At 56.8% G+C, this 15917-nt stretch carries 20 protein-coding genes; 18 read left to right on the forward strand and 2 right to left on the reverse strand.

Annotated elements, in window-relative coordinates; genetic code table 11:
* The first annotated feature begins 5 nt into the window (after window positions 1–5).
* Both H2515_RS07385 and H2515_RS07390 read left to right on the forward strand, forming a co-directional pair.
* The gene (locus tag H2515_RS07385; RefSeq protein WP_198661310.1) at window positions 6–833 is read left to right on the forward strand and encodes a hypothetical protein; all 828 of its coding nucleotides are present in this window, start codon (window positions 6–8) and stop codon (window positions 831–833) included.
* 227 nt (window positions 834–1060) lie between these two features.
* Window positions 1061–1882 (forward strand): hypothetical protein, encoded by an 822-nt coding sequence (locus tag H2515_RS07390; protein WP_198661311.1) that lies wholly within the window; start codon window positions 1061–1063, stop codon window positions 1880–1882.
* A gap of 3 nt (window positions 1883–1885) precedes the next feature.
* Here H2515_RS07390 and H2515_RS07395 read toward each other — a convergent pair whose 3' ends face one another.
* The gene (locus H2515_RS07395) at window positions 1886–3589 is read right to left on the reverse strand and encodes a 2-isopropylmalate synthase (RefSeq protein WP_198661312.1); all 1704 of its coding nucleotides are present in this window, start codon (window positions 3587–3589) and stop codon (window positions 1886–1888) included.
* A gap of 141 nt (window positions 3590–3730) precedes the next feature.
* On the opposite strand from H2515_RS07395, the gene H2515_RS07400 reads away from it, so the two are divergent.
* Window positions 3731–4216, forward strand: a complete 486-nt coding sequence (locus H2515_RS07400) for an Lrp/AsnC family transcriptional regulator (RefSeq protein ID WP_198661313.1) — start codon at window positions 3731–3733, stop codon at window positions 4214–4216.
* Window positions 4217–4467: 251 nt separating this feature from the next.
* Here the strand turns inward: H2515_RS07400 and H2515_RS07405 are convergent, their stop codons facing one another.
* Window positions 4468–4935, reverse strand: coding sequence for a MarR family winged helix-turn-helix transcriptional regulator (locus H2515_RS07405; protein ID WP_198661314.1), 468 nt, complete (start codon window positions 4933–4935; stop codon window positions 4468–4470).
* Between the two features lie 67 nt (window positions 4936–5002).
* Here H2515_RS07405 and H2515_RS07410 point away from each other — a divergent pair, with 67 nt between their 5' ends.
* The 15 genes from H2515_RS07410 to H2515_RS07485 all read left to right on the forward strand — a co-directional run bounded on the left by H2515_RS07410 (window position 5003) and on the right by H2515_RS07485 (window position 15916).
* Window positions 5003–5482: a carboxymuconolactone decarboxylase family protein gene (locus tag H2515_RS07410; protein WP_198661315.1), complete on the forward strand. Its 480-nt coding sequence runs from the start codon at window positions 5003–5005 to the stop codon at window positions 5480–5482.
* Window positions 5483–5605: 123 nt separating this feature from the next.
* Window positions 5606–6157, forward strand: coding sequence for a MarR family winged helix-turn-helix transcriptional regulator (locus H2515_RS07415; RefSeq protein ID WP_198661316.1), 552 nt, complete (start codon window positions 5606–5608; stop codon window positions 6155–6157).
* Entirely contained in the window at window positions 6154–6840 is a 687-nt protein-coding gene (locus tag H2515_RS07420) for an MFS transporter (protein WP_198661317.1), read from the forward strand. Before H2515_RS07415 ends, H2515_RS07420 begins: the two co-directional genes overlap by 4 nt.
* Window positions 6840–7178, forward strand: a complete 339-nt coding sequence (locus tag H2515_RS07425) for an MFS transporter (RefSeq protein ID WP_198661318.1) — start codon at window positions 6840–6842, stop codon at window positions 7176–7178. Before H2515_RS07420 ends, H2515_RS07425 begins: the two co-directional genes overlap by 1 nt.
* Window positions 7179–7194: 16 nt before the next feature.
* Complete coding sequence (locus tag H2515_RS07430) at window positions 7195–7347, forward strand: hypothetical protein (RefSeq protein WP_198661319.1); 153 nt, start codon at window positions 7195–7197, stop codon at window positions 7345–7347.
* Window positions 7348–7678: 331 nt separating this feature from the next.
* Entirely contained in the window at window positions 7679–8167 is a 489-nt protein-coding gene (locus H2515_RS07440; RefSeq protein ID WP_198661321.1) for a MarR family winged helix-turn-helix transcriptional regulator, read from the forward strand.
* 564 nt (window positions 8168–8731) lie between these two features.
* A complete protein-coding gene (locus tag H2515_RS07445; RefSeq protein ID WP_198661322.1) occupies window positions 8732–9181 on the forward strand; it encodes a MarR family winged helix-turn-helix transcriptional regulator in 450 nt (149 codons plus the stop codon).
* 266 nt (window positions 9182–9447) lie between these two features.
* Window positions 9448–10380 (forward strand): aromatase/cyclase, encoded by a 933-nt coding sequence (locus tag H2515_RS07450; protein ID WP_198661323.1) that lies wholly within the window; start codon window positions 9448–9450, stop codon window positions 10378–10380.
* On the forward strand, window positions 10367–11143 hold the full coding sequence (locus tag H2515_RS07455) for an SDR family NAD(P)-dependent oxidoreductase (protein WP_198661324.1): 777 nt from the start codon (window positions 10367–10369) through the stop codon (window positions 11141–11143). The genes H2515_RS07450 and H2515_RS07455 overlap by 14 nt, the downstream gene beginning before the upstream one ends.
* Before the next feature lie 14 nt (window positions 11144–11157).
* Window positions 11158–12462, forward strand: coding sequence for a beta-ketoacyl-[acyl-carrier-protein] synthase family protein (locus H2515_RS07460; protein ID WP_198661325.1), 1305 nt, complete (start codon window positions 11158–11160; stop codon window positions 12460–12462).
* Window positions 12459–13619 (forward strand): beta-ketoacyl synthase N-terminal-like domain-containing protein, encoded by a 1161-nt coding sequence (locus H2515_RS07465; RefSeq protein WP_198661326.1) that lies wholly within the window; start codon window positions 12459–12461, stop codon window positions 13617–13619. The genes H2515_RS07460 and H2515_RS07465 overlap by 4 nt, the downstream gene beginning before the upstream one ends.
* Before the next feature lie 4 nt (window positions 13620–13623).
* On the forward strand, window positions 13624–13881 hold the full coding sequence (locus H2515_RS07470; protein ID WP_198661327.1) for an acyl carrier protein: 258 nt from the start codon (window positions 13624–13626) through the stop codon (window positions 13879–13881).
* Between the two features lie 329 nt (window positions 13882–14210).
* Window positions 14211–14594 (forward strand): antibiotic biosynthesis monooxygenase family protein, encoded by a 384-nt coding sequence (locus tag H2515_RS07475; protein ID WP_232821613.1) that lies wholly within the window; start codon window positions 14211–14213, stop codon window positions 14592–14594.
* Window positions 14594–15226, forward strand: a complete 633-nt coding sequence (locus tag H2515_RS07480; RefSeq protein WP_198661329.1) for an antibiotic biosynthesis monooxygenase family protein — start codon at window positions 14594–14596, stop codon at window positions 15224–15226. Before H2515_RS07475 ends, H2515_RS07480 begins: the two co-directional genes overlap by 1 nt.
* Before the next feature lie 15 nt (window positions 15227–15241).
* Complete coding sequence (locus H2515_RS07485) at window positions 15242–15916, forward strand: antibiotic biosynthesis monooxygenase (RefSeq protein WP_198661330.1); 675 nt, start codon at window positions 15242–15244, stop codon at window positions 15914–15916.
* Window position 15917 lies beyond the last annotated feature (1 nt).

Here is a 15917-nt window from a genome sequence, read left to right on the forward strand (position 1 = left end):
CCGCTATGGCTACTTCTCTGAAACCACAGTCCATCGAGGCGGGATGGATGACGCGCTGGTGGCACGACTCTTTACTTTTACTGCGTGGTGCTCCCGCTTCATTCGTTATGCTGTATCTGGTGCTACTGTTGTTGAACGTCGCCTGGCAGCCGTTGATTCTGAGCATTCCTATTGCCTGCGGGGTCATGGCCATTATTTTCGCGGTAGCCATGGCGGTACACCAGGGCAGGACACAGCTCATTGATGTGGGGCGCAGTATCCGCGACGTGCCGTGGTGGCCTCTGTCCCGTCTGATTTTAGAGATTGCGCTGCTGGTAATGGCACTGCTTATGCTGATGCTGCTCTTTCGGCATTATCTGGCGGGCATACTGAGTCATGATCATATTTCCTCTGCCGCCACCCTGCATAATGTGCGCTCGCCGGAATGGCAAAACCTTCCCGAATGGTTGCGGTCCCTGATCACTAACGGGTTGGGTACGGCACAAACGATGTTGAGTAATGCTTTTCTGCTGCTTTCCGTGGGGGTCATCGTGGCCGGAATTACCACCCGAGCTTATCTGGCCCTGCTCGCCGGTATTCAGGCGGTACTGGTGAATGTGCGGGTCTGGCTGGTTTTTTTGCTGGCCAGCCTGTTATTACAGGGCGGCATCACTTTTTTGTCGGCGCGTTTGCACACTTTTGGGGCCGCCTTGCTGGTGTCTATTCTAGGTGTTGCTCTGCTCTTACTGGTGGGACTGTACGGCTGGTGTTTTGTGCGTGAAGCCTTCGGGTTGCCCGGCGCGCAGATGGCTAAGCGCGTGGTGGTTGCGGTGTGGCGGTCCACAAGGGCGTAAGGCGTGGTTGTTAGTCCTTTGCACCAGCATCCGGATATCGGTCAGATACCGGGGGGAGCCTGACGTCATTTGCGATAGTGATGGCCTCTGGATGCCAGAATTGAACTATGATTTTTATGTGGCTGCATGTTATCAGGAGGCATAACCATGGCAACGGCAAGACATTTTGAACAACTTGTGACGAACCCTTACAAGAAGGTGATACGCCCAATCCGACGGAATTTATCATGCAAATAAATTTTTTGCCGATTACCGCCTTGCTGGCAATGCTTATTATGAACATCCAAGCCGTAAGTGCCGAGGCTGCCACCCAAAATCCCTGCACCGGACCGTCCGCATTACTTGCCCTCCTCGATCGACCCACAGTGTCTGATAGTGCCTGCGTGGTGCAATACGGCCAAGCCGTGCTGGAATTGGGTTACCAGCATGCCAACCTTACGGGGACCGGGGGTTATAGCAATAATTTTCCCGAGGCGGAATTCCACTTCGGCCTACCGGGCAACAACGAATTCGTCCTGCTGCCGCCCAACGATAATCTCCAGCAGGTCCCCGGCAGGCCCTATCTCCAGGGGTTCTCGGCCACCACGGTCGGTATCAAGCACGAGTTGGGCTATAGCAAACACTGGTTGGGATCTGTGGAAAGCTTGTTTACCCTGCCCTCCGGGAGCCCTGCATTTGGCAGCCCGGGGCTGGGAGTGGCGGTTAACGGCATCGTTTCCTACGCTCCCAGCAACGACACAGGAATATCCTTGCAATTGGGCATCTCATCTCAGACTAACCCCGCACTTGCCGGAGGTGGCCGTTTCACCAGCATTAATCCGGATATCACCTTTACTTGGTTGCCTTTGTGGAATTTGCAGTTCTACGGTGAAGCCTACGGACAGAGCCGTACTGGACCGGGCCAGGGGTCTGGTTTTGATGCGGATGGCGGTGTGCAATATCTGCTCTCCCCCTACTGCGAGGTGGACCTCGAAGAAGGGGTGCGCCTGAGTGGAAACTTGGGTGGATTTACACACTACTTCGGGGCAGGGATGGGTTTTCTGTTCTGACAATCAACGTAATTGCTGTTCTATTGATGTGCTCCATGCGTTGTTTTTTACAACGGACCGACCAATAGCACTGAGCACCGCCTGCAAAGCGGCCTCGGTGGTATCCTCACCAAAAGCCACTGCGGATGCCGCATGCCCATGGTCCACACTGACCCGGGCGCAAGCCATGGCCCGGGCGCCGGTACCGCTACCGAGGGCATGCTGGTCGAACTGTTCCACCTCGGCACGCACGCCCCAACTCTGGATCAGCGCATCGACCAAAGCAGCTACGGCACCGCTCCCCTTGCCCTGTAAAATATGCGGCCGTGCCTCCGGACCAAGCACCACGGTCGCTGCGACCTGCTCCCCTTCCCGGCTGAGACGATAGCGGCGCAGGTGCCAGTCCTCCGCGGGATGGCAGTAATGGCTCTCGAACAGGGCGAAAATCTGCGCTGAGCTGACTTCACCGGCCTCCTGCTCGGAAGCCGCCTGCACTACGGTGCTAAAGTCCTGCGCCAACCAGCGCGGCAAGGAAATACCGTGGTCGCGCTCCAGCACATGGGCGACACCGCCCTTCCCGGACTGGCTGTTGATGCGCACCACCTCCTCGTACTTGCGCCCCAAATCGGCTGGATCGATAGGCAGATAAGGCACCTCCCAGGCAACATCTGCCCGTCCTCGTCGATGGTGCATGCCTTTGCGAATGGCGTCCTGATGACTGCCGGAAAACGCCGTATAGACCAGTTCGCCAAACCAGGGATGGCGCGGCGGCACGATCATACCCGTACACGCGGTATAGATGTCCGCGATTTCCGTGCCCATGGACATATCCAGTTGCGGATCAATGCCCTGAGAGTAGAGATTCATGGCCATGGTGAGAATGTCCATGTTGCCGGTGCGCTCGCCGTTGCCGAAGAGGGTGCCCTCCACCCGGTCGGCACCCGCCAACACCGCCAGTTCCGCCGCCGCCACCGCGCAGCCGCGGTCGTTGTGGTTGTGAACACTGATCTGCACATGTTCCCGCCCGCGCAAATGGTCGCAGAACCATTCAATCTGATCCGCGAAGACGTTGGGCATGGACGACTCGACGGTGGCGGGCAGGTTGAGGATCACCGCCTGCCCCTGATCAGGCCGCCAGACCTCGTTGACCGCCTCGCAGATATCCACCGCATAATCCGGCTCGGTGGTGCTGAAACTCTCCGACGAATACTGAAAGACCCATTCTGTCTCTGGATAGCGTGCGGCTCCGGCCTTCACCCACTCCGCGCCACGCACGGCAATGGCCTGGATGCCCTCCCGATCCAGGCCAAACACCTGCTCGCGCTGGGCCGGGTTGGTGGAGTTGTAGACATGGACAATCGCCCGCCGCACCCCTTTCAAGGCCTCGTAGGTGCGGTCAATCAGGGCTTCCCGCGCCTGGGTGAGCACCTGGATGGTCACCTGCTCGGGGATACGCCCTTCTTCAATGATGCGCCGGACAAAGTCGAAATCGGGTTGGGAGGCGGCGGGAAAACCCACCTCGATCTCCCGAAAGCCCATACGCACGAGCAAATCGAACATCCGAAGCTTTTGCTCGACGCTCATGGGAGAAACCAGCGCCTGGTTGCCATCGCGCAGATCGACGCTGGTCCAGACCGGCGCGTGGTGCATACGCCGGTTGGGCCAGCGCCGATCCGGTTTGTGGACGGGCGCGAAGGCGCGGTAACGGCGGTGGTTGAAAGTCCCCATGGTCCAATCTCCTGCGGCAAGTGACGATGGACGCAGTATAGGGAAGAAGTTGCGGCAGGTGCTTGCGAATTTGGGCCATAAAAGCGACTATGTCGCATGATTATTGCGCACTAACACCCATTAACGGAGTAATATTGTGTTATGAAGTCGAAAGCCCCTACCAGCGAATTAGATCGCTACGACCGCCGCATTCTGGAGGAGCTACAGCGCGACGGCGGACTCAGCAATCAGCGTCTCGCCGAGCGCATTGGTTTGTCCCCCTCCCCCTGCCTGCGCCGGGTGCAAGCGCTGGAAGAAGCCGGGATCATCCGCAAACGTGTGGCCCTGCTGGACCCGCAGCGTCTGGGCTTGGCGTTGATGGTGCTGATGCACATCAGTATGGACCGCCATACTCCCGAGCGCTTTGAGCATTTTGAGGCGGAAATCAGTCGCTCGCCGGAGGTGCTGGAGTGTTACCTCATCACCGGCCATGACGCGGATTACCAGATCAAGGTCGCCGTGCGCGATATGGCGCATTTTCAGGAATTTTTACTCCATCGCCTGACGCGCATTGAGGGGGTGACCGGCGTGCATTCCAGCTTTGTGCTGCGTAAGGTCGTGGATACGACGGAGTTGCCGGTGTATTGATCACCGCTGCAGGACATCAATAGCCCTGCAGTGCCTCCATCTCTTACCAAGCTGGCAGCGTCGCCTTTTTGCAGTCGCAACGCCACCACATCCTCCATGGTGATGACAGGTAGATCGTGCTGGCTGCGAAACGGATAATACCGTCCCCTTTGGCCATGCTGCTTATTATGCGATGACTCCGCTGACTGGCGGTGCGCAAGCGGGTTAGGCAAATATCGTGGAGCGGACGTTCAAATCATTCACAGAAAATTTCATGCTGACGTGGCGACGCGAACCAGCCATTTTCGGAGTGCCGATTCCTCTTCTCGGGAAAGCCCATCGGCCAGCTTTTGCTCAATACCATGCACCCGCTCACGGCAGGTCGCCAATAAAGACTTGCCTGTCTCGCTGAGATCAATCCGCTGGATACGGCCATGGTAATGATGCGGCTGGCGCACGATGGCCCCGGCGCGTTCCAGGTTGGCGACAATGGTGCTGACCGTTTGCGGGGTGAGGAGAGCCAGCCGCGCCAGATCGGCATTGGAAATGCCGGGATAGGCGGCCAGCATGGTGAGCACGGAAAATTGTGGAGGCGTTACACGCAGGTCGGCGAGCACCCGTTCCACCCGATGCCGGTATGCCCCCGCAGCCTGCCGCAGCAGGTAACCCAGATAACCATTTTCCCCGCGTTTGCCCTCTCCCACTTGAGGGATGAGGGGTCTTGGCGCTGCGTCGTCCATATTGTAAGCACCCTGATATATTGTTAGAGTCCTGATTCTACCCGAGTCACCTCATAAGGAACAAGCCATGTCCACAGAGCATGCCCGTATTGCCTACCTCTCCTTCACCAAGACCGCGCCCGAAGTGTACGCCGCACTCCTGGCGATGGGGAAAGCGGTCGATGATTCCGGCCTCGAAAAAAACCTGACGGAACTTATCAAGGTGCGGGTATCGCAAGTCAACGGCTGTGCGTTCTGCATTCAGTATCATCTGAATGTCGCCCGTCAAATCGGTGTGGAACCGGTCAAGCTGGATCTGGTCGCGGGCTGGAGGGATGCCGGTATTTTTTCTGCACGGGAGCAGGCCGCTTTGGCATGGGCGGAATGCCTGACGGCGCTCGCGACCCAGGGGGCGCCCGACGCCGTCTATGAGACACTGCGGTCTCAGTTCACGGAAACAGAAGTGACGTTCCTGACGGTGGCCATTGGCGCCATCAATCACTGGAATCGACTGGGTGTTGGTCTGCGATTTTCGCCGCCGCCCCCTCGCACGGGGAGTCACGTATGATTCCAGCGGAGAATACTGTACAAATTAGTACGAAGAAAAACCCAGCCGCCAGCACCACTTGCCAACGGTCCACCACAGAACTATCTTAATATTAAGATAGTTCCACCAAGGATGGCCGCCCCGATGAAACCCCCAATACCCAAGGACCATGTAGACCTCTTTCTCGACCAGTGGGCCAGGGTGCGGCCTGATCTGGACGTCAGTTCCATGGGCGTTTTCGGACGCATGGGACGGCTACTCAAGCACCTGGAAAAAGCGCGGAGCGAAGCCCTCTCTCCTTTCGGCTTCAATGAGGGAGAGTTTGATGTGCTGGCGACACTGCGTCGCTCCGGTTTGCCCTATACGCTGTCGCCAACGCAGCTTTATCGGTCATTGATGCTCACATCCGGGGCCATCACCAATCGCCTTACACGCCTGGAGTCGGCCGGATGGATCGAGCGAGTTGTCAACCCAGCCGATGGCCGGGGGCTCTCGGTTCACCTGAGCGCGAACGGCCTGGCGCTCACAGAGGCAGCCATTGCCATCCATGTCGCGACGCAGGAGATGGTACTTGGTGGCCTCAGCGACGGAGACAGGCAACATTTGGCCCGTCTTCTGAAGGCGGTCCTGCTCAGCCTGCCGGGCGAGGCCATTTCCGATTTGGAAATCGCAGCCCGTGAACCGGAGTCACCATGATCGGCACGTCAAAACGATCTGAAAACTTTACCATATTTCTGGCAGCTTTTATCAACAGCCTTGGCGGCATTGGCATCGACCTCTATGCGCCGAGTATTCCGGCCATAGGACGCGCACTGCACACCTCCCAAGCGGTCATGCTGAGCACGATTACCGTGTTCCTCGTCGCCTATGCGCTAGGTCAATTGTTCTTTGGCTTGTTTTCCGACACCAAAGGACGTAAACCCGCAGTGCTGACGGGCCTGTTCGCCTTTATCGTGGGCAGCGTGCTCGCTACCCAGGCGCACCGTATTGAGACCTTGATGATTGCCAGGGCACTTCAAGGCTTCGCGATCGGTTCTTGTCAGGTGGTCGCCCGCGCCATGTTGGTGGACAACTTCAAGGGCGATCGTTTTCGCGTGGCTATTATTTACCTCAGCCTGGCTTTTGGGTTGGGCCCTGTCATTGCGCCGTATATTGGTGGACTGGTCGAAGATTCTGTAGGCTGGCGTTGGAACTTCGCCATTTACTGCGTCTACGGGTTTACCGTGCTGTTATTTGTGCTGTTCGGTATGCGCGAATCTCTCGACGTCAGCAAACGGCAAAGCCCAGATATGCGCTCCTGGGATATGGAGAAATTCTCTCCAGCAGGGAGTTCCTCCTGTCCGTCATCCTACTTGGCGGGAGTTTTTCGGCGTTTCTGATGTGGAATATCCTTGGTCCTTATCTCATCCAGGTAAAACTCGGCCATAGCGCCTCCTTTTTCGGTACCACCGCGCTTATCTGCGGGACAAGCTACCTGCTGGGAACCTTGATCAACAGGGTGGTAGCTCCTCGTTTCAAAAGTATGCCCATCATGAAGTCCGGTATTCTCCTATTCTTCCTCGGCGTCGTTTGCATGATAGTCAGCGGTTCTGGAGTGCAAATTTATCTCATCATGGCGGGCGTTATTTTAGTCGCCTTTGCACAAGGCTTTATCTTTTCCCAATGCGATGGCACGATCTATGGGTATATTCGCCCATCGGGCCAGCGTTGCCGCTAGTTTGCAAGGCTTCCTGATGTTGGTGATCGGGTCGATCTCCTCGGGACTGGCAAGCCTTGTGCGGATCGACTCCGGGTTTCAGATCGCGGCGATATTTGGGTGCCTGCTGGGCATCGAAGTTTTGGCACTGCAGCTCTTGAACAATCCCCGCATGACAGCCCTTTCCTGAAGTCTCGCCGCGAGAGCGGCAACACCGAAAAAGACTAGCCTGTGCAAAGATACTTCACCACACGGTGAACCATCACAGTCCATCCGGCAGATAGACTGCCGTCATGTCCTCACCAACTCCTACACCATCGGCCTGCCATAGCAACGCCGAAAACGATCGCACCCTTGTGCTGCGCCGTTTCTGGCTCAGTACCGCGCTGCTCACCGCCACGGTCATGCGCACAATGCCTCTTTGGCGTGTTGCGGGGATATTTTACGCCACCTATCCTGTTGACGGCCGCCCAGAATAGTTCTATATAGGACTATTTGCTTACGAACAGTTGGGGGAATAGATGCGTGAGGAAATACTTCGGGAGACGACAATACAGTCCTCTACGGACCTGCAGGAGGCCACAACCCAGGAGCCTTTTCTCGCCGTCCTGCGAGAGCTTGCCCAAGCCTACCATGCCTTTTCCGCCTACTCCGCCGCCCACGTCCGGCAACTGGGCCTCACGCCAGCGCAGTTTGACGTCATCGCAACATTAGGCAACACCCAGGGAATGCCCCTCACCCAGCTTGCCCAAAAAACCTTAATCACCAAGGGAACCCTGACTGGTATCATCGATCGCCTCGATGAAAAAGGCTTGGTTCGTAGGGAGGTCCCGGTGGGTGATCGACGCAGTTTCCGTGCCGTTCTGACCCCCGAAGGCGAAGTCATTTTTTCTCGAGTATTCCCAGCCCATATCGCCTATCTCAGTCGGGTCTTCGCGAATGTGGATGCGGGTGATTTGGAACAGGTGCGCCGTACCCTACGCGCACTGCGAAGCCGATTTCAGGAGTAAATCCCATATAGTTTGCATACGAACATTTGTTGTGCTATCTATATAGTACGCATTGTAACTATATGGATGCGTATCAGATGAGAAGCTTAATTTTATGGAGGTCATGATGAACCCGACACCTTACGGGGCTGTAAGCCCAAAACCGCGGAATTTTTATACATTAGCAAAATCATCTAGATACAATAGAAACCTCTGCATCCTAAATCCTGCCAGAAGTTGTTGAACTGGTCCGCAGCCAGTTCTGTGTTCAGAGGCACATGCCCTGCCGACACCGCAGTCTATCCACGTCAGCAGCCACCATCTCGGCAATATCTGGTGAGATGACAGCTTGAAGGACCATCCGCGTCTGGCGCTGACCGATCCGCCCCAGCTGAGCTGCGTACCAGTTCCCATTCTCCCAAGAGGTTTTGCTGGAGCATCAGACGGTAATAGCGATATTGGCGTCACGCTGAATCTTCTGCCAGTCGCGCACCAGGCATGTGAGGCTCAGTGGGATTTGGAGTATTGACAACCGGTTACCAATACGTAAACTGGTTGTCATTATATGCGATATCTAGGGCGCTGATGAGACTTTCCAAACCTGAATATGTCACAGAAACAGTGCTTGCTGTATTTCGCACCTATGGTCGCCTCATTGATTGGGGGGACCGCTTTGTTGCCCCTTTCGGCCTGACTAGTGCCCGCTGGAAGATGCTGGGAGCACTGGCCCTGTCCCATCAGCCACTCACAGCGCCACAAGTGGCCGCGAGTATGGGCGTCTCTCGCCAGGGGGCGCAAAAACAGCTCAGCACACTCATAATGGACGGTCTAGTAGCCAAGCACTCCAATCCGCATCATCAGCGTTCTCCTTTATGCCAACTTACGCCAAAGGGCACGGAGATCTACGCTGCCATCGAGCATAGTTGGAACGCCCATGCCGAAGAGCTTTGCGCAGATTTAAATCTGGACGACATTCTCGCCGCCCAGCGCGTACTGGCGACCCTTTATGAAAAACATGCCATTGATGCTGAATAGGCGGCCTAGTTTATTACCAGGACACACTTTGGTGATCATCCACAAGAAACAACTTGAGCCCTCGCTGGCCAAACTGCTGGTGTGTCGGTCGCTGAAGGCGACCGATCGTGGTGCTGGCCAACGAGATGGCGCCCACAATCTGAGCGTTGCTGGCCGACAGTTGGACGTAACTAGAAGGGCCATGTGGCGGCTACCGCTTGGAAGGTCAACGCAACCGTTAAGGATCTGGATTGCTCAAAGGTTGCGACATTGAGGAGTGTACATCCATGAAGACGGCTCATGCAGTTGAGGTTGAGTGTAGCGCCGATGCTGCGTTCCACGCATGCCTTAATGTTAATTGGTGGCCTGAAGTTTTCCCCCCGTGCCTCGACGCCAAGGTCTTGGAAGAGACCGATGCCAGCCAGACCATCGGCCTTATCGCCAAGGCAAATGATCAGGTATTTAGTTGGGAGTCTAAGCGGCGCATCGACCGCGTCGATCGGACGATCGCTTTCTCCCAATCAAAACCGTCGCCTCTGGTCAGGTACATGGCTGGCCTGTGGAGTATCACGACGAAGGATGACGGCTGTGTAATTACACTGACCCATGAGTTCAGCATGCGCGATGATGTGGCCGGTTTGGTCGATGGCGTGACTGACCATGAGGGCGCTGTGTCCTTCATGCTGCGCACCGTTGAGGAGAACAGCGCGAAGGAACTTAATGCTATCAAGGCCGAGTTGGAGCGTGACCGTTGGCGGCACGAATTCAGTGAGCAGATCATCATCCCTCATTCCAAGCGCGCCATCTACCAGCTTCTGCGAAACCTTGCTCTATGGCCGTGGCTCCTTCCCCACTGCAAAAAGATCGACATGATTTACGAGGATCGCTGGTACCAGGAGTTCCGCATGGAGGTACTGGTCGGCGAGGTGACAGAGAATATCCGCAGTATTCGCATCTTGAGCGAAGACCGCATCGATTACTTCCAACCTGTCCCGCCACCCGCACTGAAAGAACATCGGGGCCACTGGACAGTCACCGAGACGGACGGCGGTGTGGAGGTCGTCTCGTGGCACTCCGTCGTACTCGACCACCTGTTTTGGAAAGAAATTCCTATTGATGAGGCCAAGCTAAGGGTCGAGATGGCCATCAACAAGAACAGCCTAGGCACCATGCAGGCCATCATGAACAAACTGAAGGGGACACAAAATGCCCGCGCGTAACGCTCTTATCACTGGTGCCAGTCGCGGTATCGGCAAGGCGATCGCCCGTCAGCTCATTGACGACGGTTTCATCTGCATTTTGGTTAGCCGCAGCATCGAGGCGCTGGCGAAAACTGTTGCCGATTTGTCCGCTGACGGCGTCACCGTCGTCGGCAAGAACTGTGACGTGACCGATCCTGTGCAAGTGGAGAGGCTGTTCTCCGACGTGATCGAAACTCTGGGCGGTATCGATGTACTTGTTAACTGTGCTGGGCGCGCCGGCGGAGGTTCCACCAAAGACCTCACTAATGAACTGTGGCTTGATGTCATTAACACCAATCTCAACTCCGTCTTCTTTGTGACGCGCACTGCGCTGAAGTCTGGCGCCGTGCGCAATGGCGGCAGCATCATCAACATCGCCAGCACCGGCGGCAAGCAGGGCGTCGTCCACGGCGCCCCCTACAGCGCGTCAAAGCATGGTGTTGTTGGTTTCACGAAGGCACTCGGCCTGGAACTGGCCACCAACCGCGCTGATATTACTGTCAACGCGGTTTGCCCCGGCTTCGTAGAGACTGAAATGGCAGATCAGGTGCGCGCGAATTACGGAAAAATTTGGGGGGTTTCTCCAGAGGAAGTAAAAAAACGCATCGAGGCACGCATTCCCATCGGTCGCTATATCGAACCCGAAGAGGTTGCCGCAATGGTCTCCTTCCTTGCGTCTGACCGTGCGCGGGGCATCACGGCTCAAGCCATGAACGTATGTGGCGGCTTGGGCAACTATTAGAGGGAGTTGATCTCATGAAAGGACACAAAAATATCAGCCACCGCATCGCCATCACTGGCATGGGTGTCATTGCGCCGAACGGGACTAATATCGACACCTTCTGGGCGAACTGCCGTGCTGGCAAGAGCGGCGTGGCGCGCATCAGCGACTTTGACACAACAAAATTTACATCCCAAGTCGCCGGGATCGTCCCTGACTTCGATCCGGCCTGCTACAACATCTCGGAGCGTCAGTGCTCGACTCTGGACCGCTATGCCTTGTTTGCCCTGGCCGCGGCCGAACAGGCTGTCTCCCAAGCGGGCCTAGACACCACCGCCATCGACCGTGACCGCCTGGGCGTGTGCATCGGCACAGCCATCGCCGGCACCAAGTACATGGAGCAAGAGTTTCTGCGCCGCACCAATGGTGGCAAGGATGCCTTCGATGGTGGGGTGCTTGACCGGGTGCTCACGGCTAACGCTGGCTTTCATTCGGCGTCGTCGGAAGTGGCCCGCAAGTACGATGCTCGCGGCCCGGTATACACGCTCGCTACCGGTTGCACTGCGGGTCTGGACGCACTAGGCGAAGCCTTAGAGATGATCCGCTCCGGCCAGGTGGACGTGGTCATCGCCGGCGCGACTGAAGCGCCGATCACCCCAATCGCCGTAGCCGCCTTCGACATCATTGGTGCGCTCGCCAGCGACCGCAATCATGAACCGGAGCGTGCTTCACGGCCCTATGATAAGGGCCGTGCTGGCTTCGTGCTGGGCGAAGGTTGTGGCATTTTTGTGCTAGAGCGCCTGGATCTTACGCTGGCACGCGGCGCCACCATCCTGGCGGAACTATCGGGCATGGGATCGACCTGCAACGCTTACCACATGACCAACCTAGCGCCGGAAGGCTACGACCTGCACCGGGCGATGAAGCTAGCCCTGGCAGATGCTGGCATGGCGCCGGTCGAGATCGAGCACGTCAATGCCCATGGCAGCTCCACTCCGCAGAACGATGTCAATGAGACCAACGCTGTCAAGAAGACCTTTGGGGCACATGCCTACAAGGTCGTAATGTGTTCGGTGAAGTCCATCGTCGGTCACTCACTGGGCGCGGCCAATGTGGTGGAAGCTGTGGCGGCGGTCCTTTCGATTATGCATCAGGAGGTGCCACCGACCATCAACTACGTCACGCCAGATCCGGAATGTGACCTGGATTACACTCCAAAAGGGGCGCGCAAGCTTGAGATAAACCATGTTTTAAAGGACGCGAGCGGATTTTCCGGCGTTCACAGCGCTATCGTCCTGTCGAAGTATCCTACCACTCAATTGGAGGATCTGAGCCAATGACTCGCAGCGTCGTAATCACCGGCATCGGCGTCGTGCTGCCGAACACCGATACCCTTGATGATTTGTGGGGCTATCAGGAGGCCAATCGCTCGCTTATTACCCCCACCTCCGAGTATCTGAATGGCACGGTCGTCAACGAGAGCCTCCTGGAAGGGAATTTGTCACCTCGCATGTGGAAGAAGCTCGACTCCTTCACCCGCTACGCCTTGATCGCCGCCCAGCGCGCTATGGGTGACGCAGCCCTAGACATGGCGGTGGTCGACAAAGAACGCTGCGGCGTTTTCGTCGGCAACACTTTCGGCGGATGGAAATTCACAGAGGTGGAACTGCGTCACCTGCACTGCGAAGGGCCCCGCATGGTCAGCCCCTTCCAAGCGACGAGCTGGTTCCCTGCCGCGCCGCAGGGTCAGATCACGATTCTCCACCAGATTAAGGGGTTCAGTAAGACCTACATGGCCGATCGGGCTAGTAGCCTAATCAGCGTAGCTTCGGCCGCCAACATGATCCGCCAAGGCAGGCTGGACGTCGCCATCGCGGGCGGTACGGAAAGCACTAACACTGACTTCATCAAGGCGGCACTGGCGCCCCTCGCCTCTTACGAGGCGGGCTCGCCTTGGCCGGCCTCCATCCCTCCGGAAGCCTACGGGTTCCTAGTCTCTGAGGGTGCCGTCTTCTTGATCCTCGAGGAACGGGACCGTGCCGCTGCCCGCAACGCGTCCGTTTATGCCGAGGTAAGGGGCTTCGCCACATGCAACGCCCCATGCGAGCCTGACTGCTACAGCACCGAGCCGACGTCCGTGATTCGCGTTATGCGGGCTGTTTTAGGCGGTACGCAGCCCGACCTGGTTCTGCCCGACGCTTGCGGCTTGGCGGAGGTCGACGCCGCCGAGGTGGTGGCCCTACGGGAGGTCTGCCCGCAGAGCGTCACCATGATCCCAAAGATGAAGTACGGTCATACCTTCGGCGCCGAAGGTGCGCTGGATGTGGCCTACGCCTGCTTGATGTTCCGCAAGGGCAAGACGGTGCCTGCGTCGTACAAGCTTCGCACCGCGCCTGGGGCCCTAGAGCCAGCCGAGGGCCCCGTGCGGACCATCCTCATCAATGGTCGCTCATTAGGGGGAGCCATCAGCAGCCTATACCTTAGCAAGGGAGACTAATCACATGAGCATACCAGAAGACTTGCGCACCACCGTCCTGACCTCGGTCGCCAACTTCTTGGGTGGCAATCCGGCAGCCATCAAGCCTGAGTCCAACCTAGAAGAAGATCTGCAGTTGGACTCTACCGATATAGTCGACATCTTCGTCGACTTGGAAAAGAAGCTCAAAATTAGCTTAACCGGAGTGAAGTTCGCTGATCTAAAGACAGTTAACGGACTGATCGAAGTCGTTGCCGCTCGGATGCCGGAACTGCTGGCATGAGCCCCGTCCGAGCTCACCGACCACGCACCGCTGGCTCTGGGTCGCGAAAGGTCGGCCTCGCTCCCTTTCTATGGTGTATGGAGGACGTTGTGTTCGCACGCTTTCATTTCCTTACGGCCAGACAGACACAAGGACCATGGACGGCAGCTCCCCGATGCGCTGATTCCCTCGGAGAGGATCACCCCGGGCCCAGGTTGGCACTTTGGCTTGAATGTGAGACCAATGGTGATTTCGCGCGCGGCAATTACGGCTCCCATTCTTTCACATACGTGAGAATCACCTTTTGTCCACACAGGACACCATCGGCTCGACCATATGTGGACACGAATGTGGGTCCAAACGATATTCTCTGCGACGGCAGACTACTGATGCATGCTCGCGGAGAGGTTACGCCGCGTGTGGGGAGCAATGACTTCTACCTCATAACCACGTGCAAGATTACAGAGCATGACGCGCCGAACTTTCTCACACAATTCGTCACCGCGCGGGAATATATCCGGCACCAGCCGGGCTTCATCCGCCACCACCTTTTCGAGAACCACCATCCGGATGCTGCTTTTCGGTTCATCAACGTAGCCGCTTGGCAGAGCATGAAGGATTTTGTCACGGCATTCTCCAGTCCGGAGTTCAAGAAGCTCATCAAGGGTGGTTTCGACTATAGCAGCCAAATCATCGTCGCGCGCAGGGCCACAGCCCTAGGGAGTATCTTCTAATGATCATTCGTGCCGATATCATCTCGCAGGGTCACCCTGACCAAATCGCCGAACGCTGGGTCGCCGCCGCGCGGGTACAAGCTGCCCAGCCAGGTTTCCTAGAGGCCAAGCTGCATGGCGTCTACCGCTTGATTAACAAGACGTCCTACTACTTCCTTAGCATCATCGAGTGGACGGAAGCGGAGGCCTATGCCCGATCAATCGGCAAGACAGACTGCTATGTGTTCCTCGACGTCCTGCCAGCCGATCCCGTGGCGAACACCTATACCCTCATCAATTCGGCACAGCACCGAGACAACAGCTTCTCGCCCGACCATGTGACCGTCATTAACCCATACCGCATCCCGGTCACCGAGGCTGGGAAATACTCCGACATGTGGAACGAGTCCGCGCGGCACATGGAGAAAAAGGACGGTTTCGTCAGCGCGCAGCTTTACCAAGCGGTCCGGGAAAGCGAGGATTTTCACTTCGTTAGCCGAGCGGAGTGGCAATCCGAGCAGCGTTTCATGAACCAATTTGATGGCGCCGACTTCCGTAAGATCATTGCTCCCTTCGAAGGGATATTCTCCATTAGCCTATCGCGCCTTCATGCGCGCATCACGAAGGACAACCTGTGGACTCCAAATCACTAACCGTAGGAGCGTATCATGATTTTCGTCATGGATCTGATCAAGGCCGTTAATGTCCCGGAGACGGCGCGTAACTGGGAAGAGGTCTGCCGCTTTTTCTCCCGCCAACCGGGGTTTGTCTCGGGCCGACTTCTGGAAACCATCCAGACGCTGCACCCTAAAGAGGACTATAAACTGACCAGTGTCTGTTGCTGGGAGACGGACAATGCTTGGCAGGCTGCCCGGCAAGCCGCCAAAAACGACGCTGGCCTAACTAACGTTCTGCCTAAGCTGGCCGGCAAGTTCTCAGCCTTTAAGGGGAATATCGACCAAGGCAGCGAGTACAATCCGGCCAAGGATGGTGGCGCTGATCACGGCGATCAGATGGTGCTGGTGGACGTGATTTACCTGACTGAGGGCCGGATGAAAGCCTATGCCGAGATGTGGCATAGCGCCAACCTCTACATGTCCAATAAGCCCGGTTACATCGGCGCCTGCCTGCACGTCACGACCAACGCTGAGAAGGATAGCAACAAAATAAAGTACATCAACCTCGCCGAGTGGGAATCGAAGGAAATCTTCTTCTCATCCATCGACACGCCGGAGTTCCTCGAGATCATTAAGGACTTCAAGAACGACTTTTCCCTCTACTTAAGCAAGATCGCCAAGACAATCAAGCCGACAGCGGAGCACATGATGGCAGAGGCGATGTGAC

This window comes from Acidithiobacillus ferrivorans (genome assembly GCF_016250455.1).
Classification (GTDB): domain Bacteria; phylum Pseudomonadota; class Gammaproteobacteria; order Acidithiobacillales; family Acidithiobacillaceae; genus Acidithiobacillus; species Acidithiobacillus ferrivorans.

What these genes read in the sequence shown, in the direction of transcription:
- H2515_RS07385 (WP_198661310.1), top strand. Translation starts at nt 6, where the DNA reads ATGGCTACTTCTCTGAAACCACAGTCCATCGAGGCGGGATGGATGACG.
- H2515_RS07390 (WP_198661311.1), top strand. Translation starts at nt 1,061, where the DNA reads ATGCAAATAAATTTTTTGCCGATTACCGCCTTGCTGGCAATGCTTATT.
- H2515_RS07395 (WP_198661312.1), bottom strand. Translation starts at nt 3,589, where the DNA reads ATGGGGACTTTCAACCACCGCCGTTACCGCGCCTTCGCGCCCGTCCAC.
- H2515_RS07400 (WP_198661313.1), top strand. Translation starts at nt 3,731, where the DNA reads ATGAAGTCGAAAGCCCCTACCAGCGAATTAGATCGCTACGACCGCCGC.
- H2515_RS07405 (WP_198661314.1), bottom strand. Translation starts at nt 4,935, where the DNA reads ATGGACGACGCAGCGCCAAGACCCCTCATCCCTCAAGTGGGAGAGGGC.
- H2515_RS07410 (WP_198661315.1), top strand. Translation starts at nt 5,003, where the DNA reads ATGTCCACAGAGCATGCCCGTATTGCCTACCTCTCCTTCACCAAGACC.
- H2515_RS07415 (WP_198661316.1), top strand. Translation starts at nt 5,606, where the DNA reads ATGAAACCCCCAATACCCAAGGACCATGTAGACCTCTTTCTCGACCAG.
- H2515_RS07420 (WP_198661317.1), top strand. Translation starts at nt 6,154, where the DNA reads ATGATCGGCACGTCAAAACGATCTGAAAACTTTACCATATTTCTGGCA.
- H2515_RS07425 (WP_198661318.1), top strand. Translation starts at nt 6,840, where the DNA reads ATGTGGAATATCCTTGGTCCTTATCTCATCCAGGTAAAACTCGGCCAT.
- H2515_RS07430 (WP_198661319.1), top strand. Translation starts at nt 7,195, where the DNA reads ATGTTGGTGATCGGGTCGATCTCCTCGGGACTGGCAAGCCTTGTGCGG.
- H2515_RS07440 (WP_198661321.1), top strand. Translation starts at nt 7,679, where the DNA reads ATGCGTGAGGAAATACTTCGGGAGACGACAATACAGTCCTCTACGGAC.
- H2515_RS07445 (WP_198661322.1), top strand. Translation starts at nt 8,732, where the DNA reads ATGAGACTTTCCAAACCTGAATATGTCACAGAAACAGTGCTTGCTGTA.
- H2515_RS07450 (WP_198661323.1), top strand. Translation starts at nt 9,448, where the DNA reads ATGAAGACGGCTCATGCAGTTGAGGTTGAGTGTAGCGCCGATGCTGCG.
- H2515_RS07455 (WP_198661324.1), top strand. Translation starts at nt 10,367, where the DNA reads ATGCCCGCGCGTAACGCTCTTATCACTGGTGCCAGTCGCGGTATCGGC.
- H2515_RS07460 (WP_198661325.1), top strand. Translation starts at nt 11,158, where the DNA reads ATGAAAGGACACAAAAATATCAGCCACCGCATCGCCATCACTGGCATG.
- H2515_RS07465 (WP_198661326.1), top strand. Translation starts at nt 12,459, where the DNA reads ATGACTCGCAGCGTCGTAATCACCGGCATCGGCGTCGTGCTGCCGAAC.
- H2515_RS07470 (WP_198661327.1), top strand. Translation starts at nt 13,624, where the DNA reads ATGAGCATACCAGAAGACTTGCGCACCACCGTCCTGACCTCGGTCGCC.
- H2515_RS07480 (WP_198661329.1), top strand. Translation starts at nt 14,594, where the DNA reads ATGATCATTCGTGCCGATATCATCTCGCAGGGTCACCCTGACCAAATC.
- H2515_RS07485 (WP_198661330.1), top strand. Translation starts at nt 15,242, where the DNA reads ATGATTTTCGTCATGGATCTGATCAAGGCCGTTAATGTCCCGGAGACG.